This is a genomic window from Prevotella sp. E9-3, assembly GCF_022024015.1.
Classification (GTDB): Bacteria; Bacteroidota; Bacteroidia; order Bacteroidales; family Bacteroidaceae; genus Prevotella.
This window is the reverse complement of record NZ_CP091786.1, coordinates 3478337-3498905: the sequence shown is the minus strand read 5'-3', so window position 1 is coordinate 3498905 and position 20569 is coordinate 3478337. Positions and strand designations below refer to the sequence as shown.

At 49.1% G+C, this 20569-nt stretch carries 15 protein-coding genes; 10 read left to right on the top strand and 5 right to left on the bottom strand.

Annotated elements, in window-relative coordinates:
* Positions 1–152: 152 nt before the first annotated feature.
* From L6475_RS13515 to L6475_RS13505, 3 genes are all read left to right on the top strand, one after another.
* On the top strand, positions 153–1343 hold the full coding sequence (locus tag L6475_RS13515) for an AAA family ATPase (protein ID WP_237820914.1): 1191 nt from the start codon (positions 153–155) through the stop codon (positions 1341–1343).
* A complete protein-coding gene (locus L6475_RS13510; RefSeq protein ID WP_237820912.1) occupies positions 1343–3688 on the top strand; it encodes a restriction endonuclease in 2346 nt (781 codons plus the stop codon). The genes L6475_RS13515 and L6475_RS13510 overlap by 1 nt, the downstream gene beginning before the upstream one ends.
* Before the next feature lie 185 nt (positions 3689–3873).
* A complete protein-coding gene (locus tag L6475_RS13505) occupies positions 3874–4095 on the top strand; it encodes a hypothetical protein (protein ID WP_237820910.1) in 222 nt (73 codons plus the stop codon).
* Between the two features lie 139 nt (positions 4096–4234).
* Here L6475_RS13505 and L6475_RS13500 read toward each other — a convergent pair whose 3' ends face one another.
* Positions 4235–5665, bottom strand: a complete 1431-nt coding sequence (locus L6475_RS13500) for an ATP-dependent RecD-like DNA helicase (protein ID WP_237820908.1) — start codon at positions 5663–5665, stop codon at positions 4235–4237.
* Positions 5666–5766: 101 nt separating this feature from the next.
* Between L6475_RS13500 and ispG the strand changes: the two genes are divergently transcribed.
* The 6 genes from ispG (at position 5767) to L6475_RS13470 (ending at position 16915) form a co-directional block, all read left to right on the top strand.
* Positions 5767–7233, top strand: a complete 1467-nt coding sequence (gene ispG / locus L6475_RS13495) for a (E)-4-hydroxy-3-methylbut-2-enyl-diphosphate synthase (RefSeq protein WP_237820906.1) — start codon at positions 5767–5769, stop codon at positions 7231–7233.
* Positions 7234–7246: 13 nt separating this feature from the next.
* A complete protein-coding gene (locus tag L6475_RS13490) occupies positions 7247–8827 on the top strand; it encodes a substrate-binding domain-containing protein (protein WP_237820904.1) in 1581 nt (526 codons plus the stop codon).
* A 158-nt stretch (positions 8828–8985) separates the two neighbouring features.
* Positions 8986–12093: a TonB-dependent receptor gene (locus L6475_RS13485; protein ID WP_237820902.1), complete on the top strand. Its 3108-nt coding sequence runs from the start codon at positions 8986–8988 to the stop codon at positions 12091–12093.
* A gap of 13 nt (positions 12094–12106) precedes the next feature.
* On the top strand, positions 12107–13852 hold the full coding sequence (locus L6475_RS13480; protein ID WP_237820900.1) for a RagB/SusD family nutrient uptake outer membrane protein: 1746 nt from the start codon (positions 12107–12109) through the stop codon (positions 13850–13852).
* Between the two features lie 31 nt (positions 13853–13883).
* The gene (locus tag L6475_RS13475; RefSeq protein WP_237820898.1) at positions 13884–15299 is read left to right on the top strand and encodes a DUF4960 domain-containing protein; all 1416 of its coding nucleotides are present in this window, start codon (positions 13884–13886) and stop codon (positions 15297–15299) included.
* A 2-nt stretch (positions 15300–15301) separates the two neighbouring features.
* Positions 15302–16915, top strand: a complete 1614-nt coding sequence (locus L6475_RS13470; protein WP_237820896.1) for a glycoside hydrolase family 32 protein — start codon at positions 15302–15304, stop codon at positions 16913–16915.
* A 124-nt stretch (positions 16916–17039) separates the two neighbouring features.
* Here L6475_RS13470 and L6475_RS13465 read toward each other — a convergent pair whose 3' ends face one another.
* From L6475_RS13465 to L6475_RS13450, 4 genes are read right to left on the bottom strand one after another with little or no spacing between them, the layout of a single operon-like run.
* On the bottom strand, positions 17040–17714 hold the full coding sequence (locus L6475_RS13465) for a GNA1162 family protein (RefSeq protein WP_237820894.1): 675 nt from the start codon (positions 17712–17714) through the stop codon (positions 17040–17042).
* The gene (locus L6475_RS13460; RefSeq protein WP_237820892.1) at positions 17711–18055 is read right to left on the bottom strand and encodes a DUF4810 domain-containing protein; all 345 of its coding nucleotides are present in this window, start codon (positions 18053–18055) and stop codon (positions 17711–17713) included. Before L6475_RS13460 ends, L6475_RS13465 begins: the two co-directional genes overlap by 4 nt.
* Positions 18052–18399 (bottom strand): hypothetical protein, encoded by a 348-nt coding sequence (locus L6475_RS13455; protein ID WP_237820890.1) that lies wholly within the window; start codon positions 18397–18399, stop codon positions 18052–18054. Before L6475_RS13455 ends, L6475_RS13460 begins: the two co-directional genes overlap by 4 nt.
* A gap of 7 nt (positions 18400–18406) precedes the next feature.
* Entirely contained in the window at positions 18407–19339 is a 933-nt protein-coding gene (locus tag L6475_RS13450) for a CsgG/HfaB family protein (RefSeq protein WP_237820888.1), read from the bottom strand.
* Positions 19340–19601: 262 nt separating this feature from the next.
* On the opposite strand from L6475_RS13450, the gene L6475_RS13445 reads away from it, so the two are divergent.
* Positions 19602–20516: a hypothetical protein gene (locus tag L6475_RS13445; RefSeq protein WP_237820886.1), complete on the top strand. Its 915-nt coding sequence runs from the start codon at positions 19602–19604 to the stop codon at positions 20514–20516.
* The last annotated feature ends 53 nt before the right edge of the window (positions 20517–20569 follow it).

Genomic DNA, 20569 nt, shown 5'->3' with positions numbered 1-20569 from the left:
AATCCATAAGAGAAAAACTTACTGAAAAATATACCCAACGATTTGTTGATTTTTTGATTCCGCAAGATAATAAATCATATGATGATTTGAAAGAATCCTTTGAATTAAGAACATCACAAGAAATAGCACGAATATTTAAATCGGATTTCCTTATGAGACAGGAAAAAGAAGAGCATCATTCGTTATCATATTCCCTTCAAGAGATTTTCTATGGTGCCCCAGGTACAGGTAAATCACATGAAATTAAGATAGTGACAAAAGGGAAGAGCGTTATCCGCACAACGTTCCATCCAGATAGCGATTATTCCACCTTCGTTGGCGCTTATAAGCCTACGATGGAGGATACTGAAACAATGGTGGTTCCTGTGGTGGTAAACAATGGAATCAGCCTTCAAGAAAAGGGGACTATTGTTGAGAAACGTATTGTCTATAAGTTCATCATGCAAGCATTCCTGAAAGCTTATCTTGGAGCATGGAAGAAATACACAGATAGAAAGAGTGATGAGGCTGAACCCCAATTTCTTGTAATTGAAGAAATCAATCGCGGCAATTGTGCTCAAATATTTGGCGATCTCTTCCAATTACTTGATCGAAACGATGAACATTTCTCTGAATATCCGATAGAATCAGATACCGATCTGCAGAAAGAAATAGAGAGGGCTTTCAAGGAACATAAGAATTATAAACTTGAGCATGATATTGACGTTGAGGATGTTATTGAGGATTACACCAGTAACTATGATGCAACACTTTCCGAGGATATACAACATGGCAGAGTCCTGCTTCTTCCCTCGAACCTCTACATCTGGGCCACGATGAATACAAGTGACCAAAGTCTGTTCCCTATCGACTCTGCATTCAAACGTCGCTGGGAGTGGAAATACATGAAGATAAAGAACGAGGGAAAGGAATGGAAAATTGATGTGAGGATAAAGGATGCTGATGGAGTGGAAAAACCTGTGGATTGGTGGGACTTCATCCGTAAAGTCAACGACATCATCGCCTCTATGACATCGAGTGCCGACAAACAGTTAGGTTACTTCTTCTGCAAGCCTGATAAGAAGACGCCAGAAAGAGCTGAGTTGCCAAATAGTGAAAACGACCTTATCTCCGTAGATACATTCGTGAGCAAGGTGCTGTTCTATCTTTGGAACGATGTGTTTAAAGACTATGGCTTTGATGATGCCTCGTTGTTCCAGTATAAAGACAATGAGGGGAATGTGCAAGATTTGACTTTCCCAGACTTCTACAAGGAAGACAGCAACGATGTGAATCCCGAAATGGTGACTGACTTCGTGCAGAAGGTGATGAACTGGAAGAAGAAGGAAGAAGAGAAGAACTAATGTATATCCTGTTTGAAGAACATCAGTACGAAAGCTCACGAGTTGAGAAAGTCCTGAAGGACATCTACGTCTTGCAAGATGTAGATAAACGCGTGAGTGTGCAGTATGTGGGCTATTTCTACAACCCACACCTGCACGACTGCGTGTTCATTCTGCCCAAGGTGTTGCTGACGGAGCAGGAAACATTGGTGGGTGTAAAATTGGAATCAGGCGAACCTGTAACACCAGAAATGGTACTGGAGCCGAAAGGTCAGGAAAAGCTTAACAAGGAGTATCGGAAGTTCATCTACGAGTTCTCTGTGTGGATATATAGGGCATTGAATGTGTTCTACAAAGCGAACCCCAAGAGCAAGGCCATTCTATATAAGCATTTACCGCAAGCAGGTAAAGGTCGCAGGCATCAGGCGAAAACATACCTGGATATTGTGCTGTCGCTCATCAACTTCAATCAGGAGAACCGTGACTTCGTGCTCTTTACCATCAAGAACTTGCACAGGGGAAACAACAAAATCAACTGGACACGAACCATCTCACATTCACAGGCTTTTGTGCAGGATAAGGATGTGGTGTATCTGAATCCTGTGAACAAGAAACGTATTGTCAACTACGAGGAGGAATTATTTGTTATCTTCTATAGCATACTGAACTATTTGAATGGAGCATACGGTTTCCATACGCCTATCAACATTCAGTACGAACTGATTACTGGCAAGCAGTTCACACAATACATGCACGGAATGGGAAAGATGAGGCTGATGCAGATAAAGTACAAATACTTTTCAGACAAGGCTCTTCAACTTTGGGACTTGTGCTATGCCTTCTTCGAAAACTCGTATAGTATAGCTATTAATACAAATGCTCAAGAGTACCTTTTGGCCAAGAGTTTCAATATTGTATTTGAGGCAATGATTGACGAACTGATAGGTACCCCTCACCATGATATTCCCAAAGGATTGGCTGACCAAGACGATGGCAAACGTGTTGACCATATGTACACAGATCTGGCATTGACATCAGCAGAGTCTCAAACAAACAGAGAAGTCTATTATATCGGTGACAGCAAATACTATAAGAGTGGACATCCGCTGACATCCGAATCTATCTATAAGCAGTACACGTATGCAAGGAACGTCATACAATGGAATATCAACTTGTTCTTGTCGGACGATACTGCGTATGATGAACTGGACAGGCAGAAGAGACAGGCAGATAGAGGACCTTTCGGTGGTATTCGCTTACAGGATGCCAATCTGACTGAGGGTTACGACGTGATTCCCAATTTCTTTATCAGCGCCTTTGTCAATGATGACCTCAAGTATAATGTACAGGAGAACATACGACCGCATAAGGATAAAAACGAGGAACATTGCACAAAGATCTCGTATCAGTTCCCTGACCGCCTGTTTGATAGGGATACGCTGTTTCTTTCGCAATATGATGTAAATTTCCTTTATGTGCTCTTCCTGTATGCACGTAATAAGGCCAATGAGAAGTCGCAATGGAAAGAATATGTAAGGAAGAAGTTCCGCGAAGAGATAAGGGCTGTCATCCAAAAGGAGTTTATGGTGTATGCCATGCGTGCCCGTTTGGGGGTAGATGGCGCTTTGTATCTTCAGCAGCATTTCTACGATTTGAACGGCAGGGTGTTCCAGCCATACGGCGAAGAAAGGATGGCTTATTTTGCTTATGCACGTCCAGCAAATGATCTCGAGAAAACGCAGGCACAATATGATGAGTTGTCGCGATATTTCGTGATTGAGAAATGTGGTATGGGACAAGATCCACAGGACGTGCTGAAACCTGCTATTGAACAAGAACTGCAACAACCTGTAGCACATTCGCAATGGCTAACGCTTCACTATTTGGAACGATATGCGGATAAAGGCATCCTGGTGGGTTACTACAAGGACGAAGAGCATCTGAAATGGATTCTTGGCCATAACGATAAAGGCTCATTGGTATATAATGTGCGCCTTGAAGTTAAAGGTGAGCCACCACGTCCTGGTGCTCACACATCATATTTTTACGAGAAGAAAAATATCCAGTTCGTTATCCTTTATACTGATGGCGTTGAACAAACGGGAGAGTATCGCGTGTTTCATGTAAAGGATACTGCCAGCAAAGTGACGGAAGAACGAATGCGTGACACATGGTATCCCTTCGATGTAAAGGGACCTCATTTCTTTTTCCGATTTGATGAAGAGGTAACGTTGGGGAAAATACAGGTTCGTGAGCTGTTAGCCTATTTGCGAGTAAAACACCTTGAAGAGTTTGACTCTTACGAAGATGGTGAGCCATTGTTTACTACAGCAGAAAGTGTGTTGGAGTATCGAGAGGGATTTTGACATTGTTCTTTTCGTATCTCGCATTAGTCATACTCTAACTGGGAAAAACGCCTGGCTTATTTTTTGTGATTTTATAGAAAATGTGCAACTATTTGCCAAAATCTTTGGTAATATCACAAACAAATCGTATTTTTGCCATCGAATAGGTGGCATATTGCTACCAATGATGCTAAAAAATGAAGAGTATGGCACAGTCAGCAGTAACAGTAAGGATAGACTCGAAGGTGAAGTCACAGTTCGACGAACTCTGCGAACAGTTTGGTATGAGTGCAAACACGGCTCAGTCAAATGCGCTCGATCTGTTTATGCAGCAACGTAGTGCTGCAGAAGCAAGTCAGGAGCCTGAGATGACACTGGATGAAATCAATGCCGAAATTCGAGCCGCAAGGGTGGAACGACGGATTTAGTTAATTGACAATTGATAATTGATAATTGACAATTCTTTGTGCGAAATTCTGATTATTGACGTTATTTTTCCCCCATTCTCCCTAATTAGTTTCTTAAGATAAGATATTTCCAATAAGATTTTAGAACTTATTTTCCTGCTTACAACTGTGTTTTGGGCCAGTTGACGAGGAAGACATGCTCGGTGGCTCGGGTGAGGGCGGTGTATAGCCAGTGGATATAGTCGGGGGTAAGCATGTCGTCGGTCATATAGCCTTGGTCTATATACACATGGGCCCACTGTCCGCCTTGCGCCTTGTGGCAGGTGACGGCATAGCCGAACTTAATCTGCAGGGCATTGTAATAATTGTCGGTTTTCAGTTTCCGGATGCGGTCGGCCTTCAGGGGAATGTCGGCATAGTCTTCCATCACCTTCACATACAGTTGCTCCTGCTGCTCGCGGGTGAGTGCCGGAGCCTCAGAGGTGAGCGTGTCGAGTAGGGCAGTGGTGGTGAATTCAAAATCGTCGTAGTCGGGAAACTGAACGGTGAGCTCGGCAAAATGGAAACCGTAGAGCTCGTGATGGTTGCGCACACGCTGAACCACACAGCGGTCGCCATTGGCCAGAAAGTCGGGTGTGCCTTCGCCGTCAGGCAGTCCGTACTTGTTTTTCACGATCATGAGCTGGTCGCCACGGTTGATGGCCTCTTCACGGTCGAGCACCGTGCGGCGAATGCCTTCGTTGTAGATATTGGCCCGTTTGTTGCTGCGGGTCACTACAATGGTCTCATCCACTCCTACTCTGCTATAGCTGGAAGCAAGCGTCTCAATGAGCTCATCGCCCGGCACCACGCTGATATCGGCAAAGGCCTCTATGCGAAGACGGGGCAACTGGGTGAGTTCGTCGTGGGTGATCATCTGGCGCACCATCGTAGCGTTCCACAGAATGCCCGACTGCTGACTCTGTCGCAGCACTTCGGTGAGGTCGTAACTGAACACCTGTAGGCCATATCCTTGCAGCATACCGTCCTGCAGGGCCGGAGCTTCTTCTTCGCCAACAGGAGGCAACTGGGCCGTATCGCCAATGAGCAGCAGTCGGCAGTTCTTACCGCTATACACATACTGAACAAGGTCGTCGAGCAGTGAGCCCGATCCGAACGTTTCGTTGGCTGAGAAATGAGAAATCATGGAGGCCTCATCGACCACGAAAAGGGTGTCGCTATGCAGATTGGCATTGAGATTAAACGACGAGAGGTCGCCTGCCGTTTTCTGTCGGTAGATGCGTCGGTGGATGGTGTGGGCGGCATGGCCGGCATAGAGCGAGAACACTTTGGCCGCACGACCGGTAGGCGCCATCAGCACCAGTTTCTGCTTCAATCCCACCATAGCCTTGACAAAGGCACCGGCCAGGGTGGTCTTGCCCGTTCCGGCCGAACCACGGAGAATCATCACTGCCGAACCACTGTTGCGTGAAGCATAGCCAGAGCCATACTCCAGGAACTGTGCAAACAGGTTGATGGCCTGCTGCTGGTCGGCGGTGGGCACATGGCCAAACACGCCCAGAATGCGATGTTTCAACTCGTCGTAAATCACGTGTGTATTGTTTTTCCCGACAAAAGTACAAACTTTTTTTGTTTTTTCATGCAGATTATACTATCTTTGCACAGCTTAATATAAATATGTAAAGACAGAAAATGGAGCAACAGCATAACTTCTATAAACGCCGCTTGTCGAGCGTTACCCATGTAGGCAATATTGAAATAGGAGGAGAAAACCCTATTCGCATCCAGTCGATGAACACCACCGACACCAACGATACTGAGGCATGTGTGGCTCAGGCCAAACGCATTATTGATGCAGGTGGCGAACTAGTGCGCCTCACCACTCAAGGCAGCCGTGAAGCCGAGAACATGAAGAACATCTCTGCCCGTCTGAAAGCCGACGGATACCCTCAGCCTCTGGTGGCCGATGTGCATTTCAATGCCCATGTGGCCGATGTGGCAGCCCAGTACTGCGAGAAAGTGCGCATCAACCCGGGTAACTATGTTGATCCCGCCCGCACGTTCAAGCACCTGGAATATACCGACGAGGAATATCAGGCCGAGCTGCAGCGCATTGAAGAGCGCCTTGTTCCGTTTATCAATATCTGTAAGGAGCACCACACGGCCGTGCGCATCGGTGTGAACCACGGTTCGCTCTCCGACCGCATCATGTCGCGCTATGGCGACACACCGGCCGGCATCGTAGAGAGCTGTATGGAGTTTCTGCGCATCTTCCGCAAATATGATTTCAATGATATCGTGATCAGTATCAAGGCCTCCAACACGGTGGTCATGGTGCAGAGTGTGCGCCTGCTGGTGGCCGCTATGGACAAGGAGGACATGCACTATCCGCTGCATCTTGGCGTGACCGAAGCCGGCGAGGGCGAGGACGGACGCATCAAGAGTGCCGTAGGTATAGGCGCCCTGCTCACCGAGGGCATTGGCGACACCATCCGTGTGAGTCTGAGTGAGGATCCCGAATGTGAGATTCCTGTGGCCAAGAAACTGGTAGAGATGATTCCCGAGTGTGCCCGTCTGCGCCATGAGGCCGAACAGAGCATAAAGGACGACACCATCACACTGACCCTCAACGCCCCCGACTATGAAACCTTCCAGCTGAAGGCCGCCATGGCCGTAGGCGCACTGCTGATAGACAGGAAGGCCACCAAACTGAGAATTGAGAACGGAGAACTGAGAGGAATGAATAGTTCTACTAATGAGAAGCTCAACGATGAGTCTAATCATACCTCTCAGTTCTCACCACTCACCTCTCAATTGGAAAGTCTTTCCGATTCCATTCTCCAGGCGGCGCGCATCAAGTTCACCAAGACAGAATACATATCTTGCCCGGGATGCGGACGCACACTGTACAACCTGCAGGACACTATCCAGCGCATCAAGGCTGCTACCAGTCATCTGGTGGGACTGAAGATTGGCATCATGGGCTGTATAGTGAACGGACCGGGCGAGATGGCCGATGCCGACTATGGCTATGTGGGTGCTGGTCGTGGCAAGATATCCCTCTACCGCAAAAAGGAATGCATTGAGAAGAACATCCCCGAGGCCGAGGCCGTAGAACGACTGCTGGCCTTCATCGAGGAAGATATGAAAAAGAAGTAAACATTTAAAACCTATGATTAGGTATCTTTTCAGCCTCATAATAGGCACATTACTACTTACAGGCTGCTCGCCAAAAAACGAGAAGCAGTATAAGATAGGCGTGTCGCAATGTTCGGAAGACATCTGGCGCGACAAGCAGAATGCCGAACTGCGCGTTGGGGCCTATTTCCACGAAAACGTGCAACTGTGCTTTGCGGCCGCCTACGACAGCGATGAGCGACAGATACAGCAGATAGATAGTCTTGTGGCTGAAGGCATCGACCTGCTGATTGTGGCACCCAATCAGGTGCAGACCATCAGTCCCGCCATCGACCGTGCCTACGATCAGGGAATCCCCGTCATTGTGTTTGAACGCAAAACGAGTTCGCAGAAATATACCGCCTTTATCAGTGCCGACAACTACGAGATGGGGCGTGTGATGGGCGAGTATATCGTTTCGCGACTGCACGGCAAAGGCAATGTGCTGGAGATAAAAGGACTGGAAGGCTCGTCGCCCGCCATCGAGCGCCACAACGGCTTTATGGATGCCGTCAAACAGTCGCCTGACATAAAGATTGTCGGCTCACTTCAAGGTGACTGGACAGAGCCGATGGCAGAAGATGTTGTCGGACTGTGGATAGCCGAACACCCTGAAGCGCAGGTTGACCTGGTGTTCGGTGCTAACGACCGTACCGCCATGGGGGCCCGCAAGGCATACTTGGCTCACCGCTCTGGCTCAGACAGCTTGCAAGGCGAGAATGCCCGTCCCTCCTCCCTTCCTCTCTTCTGCGGCGTTGACGGACTTCCCGGAAAGGACGGAGGCATCAGTCTGGTGCGCGACTCCATCCTTGAGGCCTCCTACATCTATCCCACCCACGGCGACCAGCTGTTGCAACTGGCAGTCGATATACTGGAGGGAAAGCCATACCAGAAGGAAACCCGGATGATGTCGGCCCTCATCACTCGCGACAATGCCGCGGTGCTCTATATGCAAGGCGAGGAAATCATCTATCAGGCCATGCGACTGGAAAGTCTTCACAAGAAAGCCGACAACTACCTGAAGCAGCTCAACTATCAGCGCACCATCAGTCTGCTGGCCCTTATAGCCATCGGCCTGCTCATTCTGGTCATGGTACTCTCGTTCCTGTACCGACAGCGTAAGAAGACCCTGCAGCGCCAGAAGGTGGTGAACACCCTTTGGAACATTGAGCCACCCGCCGCACTCCCCCAGCAGGAAGAAAGCACAGTGAAGAGCGAACAGGCGGAGGTGAAGCCACAAGGAACCAACGTGGCCGACTCACTGTTCATCAGCCGCTTCCGCGAAGTGGTTGAACAGAATCTGGCCGACAGCAACATCTCTGTTGAAGACCTGGCCACGCAAATGAATCTGAGCCGTGTACAACTATACCGGAAGGTGAAAGCCATCTCAGGCTCGTCGCCGGTAGAGCTGCTGCGCACCGCCCGACTGAACCGAGGCTACCAGCTGCTGATTACCACCGACAAGACCGTCAGCGAAGTAGCCTACGAGGTAGGGTTCACCGCCCCCAGCTACTTCACAAAATGTTTCAAGGAGGAATTCGGACTGAGCCCGTCCGACATGACTCACAGCTCGTAAACAGACAAAAAACATACCGATAAGAAAAATCGTTCATTATCAGAAAAATTTGTTACATCGCAACAAATTTGGAGGGTGATGAACGATTTTTTAGTCTCCTATAGCCTGTTGACATATATCTTTGCAGCAATTTTTCAATACTAACCCAAAAAACATTTATGAAACAACTTAAAAGACTCCTGTTGAGTATGATGCTCATTTGTGTAGGCACCATTGTGTTTGCACAGAGTGAGATTGCAGGTACTGTTTTCGATTCGGAAGGCGAACCGATTATCGGTGCTACGATCATGGAAAAGGGAACCTCGAACGGAACGGTAACCAACTTTGATGGCGAGTTCAGACTGAAAGTTGCTGCCGGAAAAACACTAACCGTCAGTTTCGTAGGCTACCAGACAGTTGAAATGGCTGCAGTGAATGGCATGAAGGTAACCCTTCAGGAAGACGCCCAGACGCTGAACGAAGTAGTGGTGACAGGCTATACCACCCAGCGCAAGTCCGACCTTACGGGTGCGGTGACCGTGGTGAGCGTGGGCGAACTGGCCAAGCAGAACGAGAACAACCCCATCAAGGCCATGCAGGGCCGTGTGCCTGGCATGAACATCTCGGCCGACGGTGCCCCATCGGGTTCGGCAACAGTACGTATTCGCGGTATCGGCACCCTGAACAACAACGATCCTCTATATATTATAGATGGTGTGCCCACCAAAGCCGGTATGCACGAACTGAACGGCAACGATATTGAGAGTATTCAGGTGCTGAAGGATGCAGCCTCGGCCTCTATCTACGGTTCGCGCGCTGCCAACGGTGTGATCATCATCACCACCAAGAAAGGTAAGGAAGGCAGTGTGAAGATAGACTTCGATGCCAGTGTGTCGGTACAGACCTATGCCCACAAGATGGATGTGCTGAATGCCAAAGAGTTCGGCAAGGTGATGTGGCAGGGCTATGTGAACGACGGACTGGACCCCAACCAGAACGGTCTGGGCTATCGCTACGACTGGAGCTATAACGCACAGGGACGACCGGTGCTGAACGGCATCAGCATGAACAAATATCTGGACGCTGCAGGTACTACACCGGCATCAGACACCGACTGGTTTAAGGAGACCACACGCACCGGACTGGTTCAACAGTACAACGTGTCGCTGAGCAATGGGTCGGAGAAAGGCTCTTCATTCTTCTCGTTGGGCTATTACAAAAACGACGGTATCATCAAGCAATCGGACTTCGAGCGTTTCTCGGCCCGTATGAACAGTGACTACAAACTGTTGAAAGTCAAGGACCGCAGCATCGTCACTGTCGGTGAGCACTTCACACTGAATCGTACCAATGAGGTGCAGGCTCCCGGCGGGTTCCTGGAGAATGTGCTGCAGTTTAATCCTTCACTCCCTGTTTATACAAAGAATGGCGACTATGCAGGACCGGTGGGTGGCTATCCCGACCGTGAGAACCCCGTAGCACGTCTGGACCGCAACAGCGACAACCGCTATATCTACTGGCGCATGTTCGGCGATGCCTATATCGACATCAATCCATTGAAGGACTTCCACGTGAAATCAACCTTCGGTCTGGACTATTCACAGAAAGAACAACGCATCTTCACCTATCCTATCACAGAAGGAACTATGGCCAATGCCACCAACGCCGTTGAGGCCAAACAGGAGCATTGGACAAAATGGATGTGGAACGCTATTGCCACTTATAATCTGGAGGTTAAGAAACACCGTGCCGACGCCATGGTGGGTATGGAGTTGAACCGTGAGGACGACACATGGTTCAGTGGAAAAGCCTACGACTTCGCTATTCTGAATCCCGACTATATGTGGCCCAAAGCTGCTGTAGGCGAGGCAGAGGCTTACGGTTCTGGAGAAGGATACACACTGGTTTCATTTTTCGGAAAAGCCAACTACACCTATGACGACCGCTATATGGCCAGTTTCACCATTCGTCGTGACGGTTCCAGCCGCTTTGGACGTAACAACAGATACGGTACCTTCCCATCGGTATCAGCAGGTTGGCGTATCAATCAGGAGAACTTCCTGAAAAATGTTGACTGGCTCGACAATTTGAAGGTTCGCGCTTCATGGGGTCAGACTGGTAATCAGGAAATATCAAACATTGCCCGCTATACACTCTATGAGAGCAATTACGGTGAAGCTGGTTTCGGCGGACAGAGTTATGGAACAAGCTATGATATTGCTGGTACGAATGGCGGTCAGCAGCTGGCCAGCGGTTTCAAGCGTAACCAGTTGGGCAATGATGACCTGAAATGGGAAACAACTACCCAAACCAACCTTGGTCTTGACTTTGCCCTGTTCCACAACGCCCTATACGGTTCGTTTGAATGGTATCATAAGAAAACCACCGATATTCTGGTATATATGCCCGGCATCGGTGTGATGGGTGAAGGTTCAAGTCAGTGGATCAATGCCGGCGAGATGCTGAACAAGGGTATTGAACTGAACCTTGGCTATCGCGGCGAGATAGGCAGTTTCCAGTACGACATTGCCGGAAACATCGGTACCTATCGCAATGAGGTGACCAAACTGCCTGAGACACTTGCTGCCCGCGGCGACTTTGGCGGCAATGGTGTGGAGAGTGTAGTGGGCCATCCGATGGGAGCTCAGGTGGGCTATGTGTTCGACGGCATCTTCAAGAGTCAGGCCGATATAGACAATCATGCCCAACAGAATGGAGCCGGGCTGGGCCGCATTCGCTGGAAGGACCTGAACAAAGATGGTGTCATCAACGAGAAAGACCAGGAGTGGATCTACAATCCTGTTCCCGACTTTACCTGGGGTCTGAACATCTACCTGCAATATAAGAACTTCGACTTGACTATGTTCTGGCAAGGAGTGCAGGGCGTTGACGTGATCAGCGACTTGAAGAAAGAAACCGACCTCTGGAGCGGTCTGAACATTTCGAACCTGAACAAAGGTCACCGCCTGCTTGACGCATGGACGCCTGAGAACATGGATTCCAACATCCCTGCCATCAGCACAATGGACAATAATAATGAGAAACGTGTGAGCAGTTTCTTCGTAGAGGATGGCTCATATGCCAAACTGCGCACCATACAGCTGGGGTATAACTTCCCAAAGAGTATCATCGACAAGGTTCACCTCTCACGTCTGCGCACCTATGTCTCTGCACAGAACCTGCTCACCATCAAGAGTAAGAACTTCACTGGCGTAGATCCAGAGAATGCCAACTTCGGTTATCCTATTCCTCTTAACGTAACGTTTGGTCTCAATGTCTCATTCTAACACGATTGCCATTATGAATACTAAGATAAACAAAATAAGCTGCTTGCTTTTCAGCACTGCGCTATTTACAATCAACTGCTCACTCTTCAGCTCTTGTGACAGTTTCCTTGACGAACACGTACCACAAGGCACTTTCAGTGATGAGCAGGCAAAGAATGCTGAAAATGCCGAGGCCATGACAGTGTCTGCCTACGCCATTTTCACTACCGCCGAGGATATCAACTCATCGTTCTCGATGTGGAACTTCGACGTGCGCTCGGACGATGCCTATAAAGGCGGTTCAGGTACCAGCGACGGTGATGTGTTCCATCAGCTGGAAGTACAACAGGGCGTGCTGACTACCAACTGGAATATCAACGACATGTGGGTGCGCCTCTATAATAGTATTTCACGTGTAAACACAGCCATCGCCCTGCTTAATGAAAGTGACTACGAACTGAAAGAGCAACGACTGGCCGAAATGAAATTTCTGCGTGCCTATGCCCACTTCCTGCTGAAACGTCTGTACAAGAACATTCCTTTCATCATAGATCACAACTTGAGCTATGAGCAGTACAACAACCTGTCGAATACTGCCTATACCAATGATGAAGGCTGGCAACTGATTATCAACGACCTGATGGAAGCCTACAACACTCTGCCGCAGACGCAGGACGACAAGGGCCGTCCTACCAAGGCTGCCGCTGCTGCTTTCCTGGCCAAGGTATATCTGTACAAAGCCTATCGCCAAGACAATCCGAAAAGCAATCAGGTAACATCTGTCAATGCCGACGATATGCAGAAGGTCATTGATTTTACCGACCCGTCGCTTTACGGCAACTACGGTCTGGAATCCGACCTGCACAACAACTTCCGCCCGGAAGAACAGTTTGAGAATGGTATTGAGAGTCTTTGGGCCATCCAGTATTCGCGCAACGACGGATCTACCTATGGCAACCTGAACTGGAGCTACGGCCTGATTCCACCCAATATTCCCGGTGCTACTGATGGCGGATGCGATTTCTACAAACCTTCACAGAACTTGGTGAATGCCTATCGTACCGGTGCAGACGGTCTGCCCCTGCTGACCAGCTTCAACGACAAGGACTACAACATGACGCAGGACAATGCCGATCCTCGACTGTTCCTTACCGTGGGCATCTCAGGACTTCCCTATATGTTCAACAAGAACTATATGATGGAAAAGACCAGCATCTGGAGTCGCTCGAACGGTCTCTATGGCTATAATGTGTCACTGAAACAGAATGTTGACCCCGCCCTCATCGACAACTACCTGATCAAGGGCAGCTACTGGGCCAGCTCTATGAACAGAATTGTGTTCCGCTATGCCGATGTGCTGCTGATGCGTGCCGAGGCCTATGCCCAACTTGACAAGGCTCCACAGGCCATCCAACTGGTCAACCAGATTCGTTCGCGTGCCGCTACCAGCACACAGATGATTGCCAGCTATCCCAATACATATGGTGTAAAATTCTATGTAGCCAACTACAATGGCAGCTACTCGAAAGAAGAGGCCTTGAATATTGTGAAGATGGAACGCCGTTTGGAACTGGGTATGGAGTGTGAACGTTTCTTCGACCTGGTGCGCTGGGGCGATGCCGCAACAGTACTGAACAAGTACTATTCCGAGGAAATAGACAACTGCGCCATCTACAAGGAAGCTCATTTCACTGCCGACAAGGATGAATATCTGCCCATTCCCTTTGCGCAGATCTCGGCTTCCAACGGCCATTATACTCAAAACATCGGTAACTGGTAAAATTATAATACTAACTTAAATAATGAAAGATATGAAATCGAAAATATTCCAGTTCGTCTGCGCCTGTCTGATGTGTTGCGGTATAACTGCTGCACTCACAGCCTGCGATGATGACGACAGCAAAAACGAGATGATGCTCGGTGGCGACTGCGACATTGAGGCTATCGCCCTCGATGACTATGAGGGTATCGTTGATGCCAAGACACACACCATCGTGGTGCGCCTTCCAGAAATCTATGAGACAGCAGCCATGAAGGTGACGAAGTTGAAACTGTCTGCCGGAGCTTCCTGCAATGTGGTTGAAGGTCAGACTCTTAACATGAAGGCTCCCAAGAACCTCTGTGTGAAAAATGGCGATGTGGTTCTCAACTGGACACTCTCAGTGATGAACGATGAGGCACGTATCACACAGTTTGTTATCAACGACATTTACACAGGTGCAATTGATCAGACCACTAAGACTATCACCGTTTATGTGCCTGCCTCTGTTGGACTCACCGGTTTGGTGCCCACCATCACTTATAGTGCCAATGCCACCATTACACCGGCTTCGGGCGTGGCACAGGATTTCACCCAGCCTGTACAGTATAAGGTGAAAAACAATTCGGCTGAAAGCACCTATACCGCCAAGGTTATTGCTATTGACAAGCCATCAGCACTCTTCATAGGTTCGGCTGCTTCATTGAGCGAGCTGGATCCTGAGGCCAAGGCAGCCTGCCAGTGGATGCTGGGCAATGTGGCCAACTCACTCTATGTATCGTTTGCCGACCTGCGTGCCGGAACGGTTGACCTTTCACAGTGTAAGGTGATTTGGTGGCACTGGCATGTAGATGGAGGCGTGGATGGTCACGACGTGTTTATGGCTAAGGCTACAGACGCCCTCGACACCAAGAACGAGATCCGACAGTTCTACGAGAATGGCGGTTCGCTGTTCATGACTCGCTGTGCCGTAAACCTGCCATCGTTTATCGGTGCTACTGGCGATGATGACTGGACAACACCTAACAACTGCTGGGGAAAGAACGAAGACGCTGCCGAACTGTGCAACGGTCCGTGGGACTTCCTGATGTACACCGGTCAGAACAATCACCCCATCTATCAGGGACTCATTGCCGGTGACGATCCCAACAGGGTTTACTGTACCGACGCCGGTTATTACATCACCAATACCACCTCACAGTATCATATCGGTACCGACTGGGGAGGCTATGACAACTATGCTGCCTGGGAAGCCCGTACGGGTGCTACTATCCTGGGCGTGGGCGGAGATGGAGCCATCGTGCTATGGGAATATCCTGCCAAGGATAATAAGGGTGCTATCATCTGCATCGGCTCAGGCTGCTTCGACTGGTACTCATATACCTATGAGGCAGGCTATGTGGAGAAGTTCCACAAGAATATTGAGATTATGACCCAAAACGCATTCAATTACTTAATGAATAAATAATTATGAAAAAGATGATCCATATATTATTTGCAGGTCTTGTAGGTTGCAGCATCGCTGCAACCACCGCCTGCACCGAGGACTCGTTTGGTCCTGATGCCGAGAAAGACTGGGCTGGTACTACCGGCGCATTCACCTCTGCCGACGATGCCGGATTCCAGACCTACTACAATCCTGCCATAGGCCGATGCGGCGACCCTATGCCTTTCTACGATCAGAAGGCAGGCGAGTTCAAGGTGCTCTATCTGCAGGAATACGACAACAACGGTCCGTGCTATCATCCCATCTGGGGCGTATCTACTAAGGATGGTGCCAACTATCAGTCGCTGGGCGAGGTGCTGCCTACCGGCACTTCTGTTCAAGAGGCCGATGCAGCCATAGGTACGGGCTGTGCCATCTACAACGAGGCCGACGGGTTGTACTATATCTACTATACCGGTCACACCGCACAGGAAGTGGTGCTGCGCGCCACGTCGCCCGACTTCAAGAACTGGACTAAGGACTACAGCTGGGCACTCTATGGCCCTGACAATGGCTATTCAGCTTCTGACTTCCGCGACCCACAGATTTTCAAGGCTGAGGACGGCATGTGGCACATGGTGATTAGCAGTAAACTGCGTTTCGTTGACTATAAGTCAGCCGACCTGAAGAACTGGGAGCATGTGGGTGGTTTCAACATGGTGTGGGACCGCATGTGCGAGTGTGCTGATGTGTTTAAGATGGGCGACTGGTGGTATCTGGTGTATAGCGAGGCCTATCGCTCAGATTGGAGCCGCAAGGTGAAGTATATGATGGCAGATTCGTTTGAGAATCTGAAGAAATGTTTCAACGACCCTGGTGCCAACTGGCCCAAGGACGGCAAAGAGGGAGTGCTGGACAGTCGCGCTTTCTATGCAGGCAAGACAGCATCCAATGGTACCGACCGCTATATCTGGGGATGGTGTCCTTTCCGCTCGGGTGCTACTGTTCACGACAAGAACATCAACGTGGGTGCCGAGGGTGAACCCAACTGGTCGGGCGCACTGGTATGCCACAAGATTATTCAGCATGAGGATGGTACCCTCACACTGGGCGAAGTGCCTGCCATTAAGGCTAAATATACTAAGGAGCAGCCTGTCAACGTGATGGCCTCGAATGGTTATGCCGATGGAAAACTTACGGGCGATGACGCCTACGTGCTCTACAACCGTCTGGGTACGTGCAACCACATTTCGTTCACGGTGACCACTGAAGGCAATGAGGACAAGTTCGGCGTATCGCTGGTGCGCAGTACCGATCCTGAGTTCTACTACACCATGGTGGTGAATCCCGAAGGCGAGAACGATCGTAAAGTAAAATTCGAACAGGAAGGCTACCGTTTGGAGACCAACGAAAAAGGTGAGGAGATAAAAGTCTTTGGCAAAGGATCTGTGGCCGGTATCGATGGCTATAAATTTAAGCGTCCTGCCGACAATGTGTATAAGATTGATATCTACACCGACAACTCGGTGATGGTGATGTACATCAACGATAATGTTTGCTACACCAACCGCATCTACGGTATTCAGCGCAACTGCTGGAGCATCAACAATTATGGCGGCACCATTACGGTGAGCGACGTAAAGGTGAGTTGGCAGTAATGCAAATTAACTAAAAGTCCCTCCTAATCTTTTTGCGAAGATTGGGAGGGCTTTTTCTTTAATACTTTATGAGTCTATAGTTTCTTGCTTCATGTTGGCAGCAAGAAAAACTGCGGCCGGGAGACTATTGCACCGTTGCCTCTACATAGGCTTTACCGGCAGCCATCTTCTGGTCTTTGTTGAACTGGGTGCCATACTTGCCTTCTGGCATGTCGCTCAGCACATACATGGTGCAGGCCCTACCGGCCACAACATTGTCGGTAGAGGCAGTAGAGGCCACAGTGGCCGCCATGTCAATAAGGGCACCAAACAGTCCGCCGGTACCGCTCTTCACCCTACGGTCAACACTGATCAAACCTTCACGGCTGTAGATAGTCTCACCTGTTTTAGTGGAACGGAGAATATACTCCACTCCCACCGTCAGCGAACCGGTGAGATTGCTTCGCTTCCACGATTTGATGATGGTGAACATGGCGGCATCGGCTCCCAGCACCTCACGGAACTGAGACAGACTGCCCTCAAGGAACAGCTCAGCATCGTAGGCACTCTCGGCCTGAAACATCTCCATGGTCATCATGGGCGAATAGACATAATAGCCTTTCTCGCACAGAGGGGCATAGAGCGTGGTATAGAAATAGTCCTTGGCCTCAACATGGTTTGTACGGTTGATGGGTGGCATCACCACAATGGACAGGGGCTGTTCGTCATACATCTTGGGATATCGGGCAAGGCGCGTCACCTGCTCGGCACACGACGACAGAAGCAGGGTCGCTAATGCAAGGATAATAAACTTTCTCATTTTTCCAACTGCTTAATAATTCTTGAAATAAACTTCTCGGACTCTGGATAGGCCGCAATCTCGGCACGCAACAGGGCCAGTCCTTCTTCTTTCTTTCCTGCCTTGCACAGCAGATAGCCATACTCGGCATTCACCCCGGGAGGCACTACGCCACGCAGTCCTTTCTGTTTCTTGATCACCTTCTCGTACTGAGCCATCGCTTCAGTGAGCGTCTCGTCGGTGGTACGCTTGGTGTACTTATAGGTAGCATCCTCGGAATCGTACCAGGAGTACAGGCTGCTTTGTGTGGCACACGAGGCGAATGTGGCGAGACAGATGGCTGCTACAAACAATTTCTTCATGGCAATGTGATGATTTTAGTTTCTTGAGTTGAGAGGAACAGCTGCTTCTGATAGACGGTGTTCCCGTTGAATTTGACAGTAACGTTGCGGCGACCGGTGGCCACTCCGTATTGAGTGCCCTTTCTATTGGCCACCTTGGGCTTCACCACCTTGGCATCGAAGGTGGTGCCGTCAACATCGACCTGCACCAGTTTGGAACCATTTCCATAGGTATCCTTCGGCCCTACAAAAACGAGGTAGGCCATGTCTTCCTTACCACTCTGCTGGGCAACGGGAAAACTACTCTTACAGCCCAGCAAAAGACTAACGAATGCAACAACTGCTAATAATATTCTTGTTTTCATAAGCCTGCTATTTTATTTCTTCGATGTAATAATCAGTTAACTTGTTGGCATCTATGGCCGTTTCGCCTGAGAAGGTTACAAACGAGAACTCCGTCTCGGGGGTGTCGCCAGCAGTAGCGGTTACGGTGACGGTGCCAATCTGCTTGCCGGGAAGTTCAATCATCACGCCCGACTGGGGATTCTTCACTTTCTTGCCCTTTGTCTTTACGGCGAAGGTGTCGCCCACCTTGATGCCCTGACTGGCACCACCAGCTATCAGCTGTGCATCGGCATCATAGGAGAGGAAGAAAGTGCGCCAGGGCTTGTCGGTACATTTATTAATAATGTTCTCTACCAACTGGCCTATAGCCTCGGAGATGGCCTTGTCGCTCAGAGTGGCATCGTAATCGGCCTTGCCACCTACGCCCATTGTGGTACGTGTGGTGAGTTCGGCTGAGCCTTTAGCTTCATCGGAATAGATAATCAGTCCTGTTGACACATCGACCAAACGGATGGCAACGGCAGCCTCTACGATCTGACTCTTCGTGGCCGAGAATACGCCCGACTTGCCTACGTTCTTACGGCCAAACTCTGTCACCGAACCAATAATCATATAGTCGGCACCGATGGTGGCCAGTCCGTTGTCGCTCTTTTTGGCCTCTTCCAGCAGGGCAGCCAGATCGCTACGCTCCAGCAGCAGGAACTTGTCGGAGGCGGCCAGCTTGGCCGAAAGGATGTCCAACGCCTGTTTGCCTATGGGGTCGTTTTCCTTGTCGTAGAAAATACCTTTGGCATATTGCGTCTCGTTACTGAAGCGGCCAATGGCCACTTTCCGCTTGATCACACGCTGTCCCGCATCGGCCAGGTTCTGCTTCACGGGCTCAACAATCTCGGTTTTACGCTGTGCATAGGTCAGCATACAAAACGAGAATAGCGAAAGAAACAAAAATACCTTTTTCATTTTGATTTCTTATTAATTGGGTTAGTTTATTATCAGATACTTTTTTGCAAAAATACACAAAAGATTTTATTGAGCAAGAAAAATAGAGAGAAAATCTGACAACAAAAAATCGCTCATTCTGTGAGAAAAATGTTGCATCGAACGATTTTTCTTAGTCTGTGAATCATTTTTTTATAAAGAATTTACCGTTACAGAATACATTTGCAGAGAAAAAACCGAGAAAAAGTATAACTATCTATTAATTTCTAAAACAGTAATCCTTATGAAAAAATTATTTTTACTCGCAACATTGTTCGTCACTACAGTATGTAATGCACAGGTGGTCCTGTGGGATGGAACTGACAAGGAAGTTGGTTCTGACGGTGGTTTCTGGGACCGTGCCGAACCTACGGTGGTAGAGGAAAACGGCAACACGATCATGAAATTCACCCTGAAGGGTAATCCTGGCGGTTGGGCCGACGAGCACCACAATGCTGCACTCCCCTTGGGTGATGTAAACCTCAAAGATCTGCGCCGCATGACCATGCGCCTGAAAATGGCCGATGCCCACAATGTGCTGGTACAGCTTGAAGGCAAAGATGGCGCCTACAACGCCGAGCGTATAGCATGGTATGACGGTGGCGACGGATGGCAGGTACTTGTCTATGAGTTTGCCAAGGGTCCTGACTCTGAAAAGGTTACCAATGACGGCAACAACGTTCTGGCTATCTGGCCCTTTGAAAAGACTGCTGACGGCGAGGGAAAGAATTTCTATATCGACGATATTAAGTTTGAAGGTACAATGGTGAATGACAAGGGCATCCTTTCCTATGCCGACAACTCTCTGACTGGCGAAGTGAAGGTGACGGGCGTCATTGGCAAGGGTTCCTACCAGTGCACTTGGGATGGCGACTGGCATCCAGAGGCTTATGATGACTATGCTCTCCTGGCACAGAAACTGGCTCCCGACGCTACGGTTCTGGACGTTAGTGAGGCTGCCCGTTGGGATGAAGACTTCACGACAATCATTGCTAAGTGCCCAGATATCCAGATCATTACCCAAAAGACTCTTAACGTCAATAATATAAGCACGCGCAAGGCTGAGGCCAGCGAAATCTACACACTGAGTGGAGTGCGCGTTGACAAAGCAAATAAAAAGGGTATTTATGTCCTGAATGGCAAAAAGATTGTGAAATAAAGCAGGGAAGTATAATTTTGCGGCATATTAAACGTTGATATAACAACTAAAGA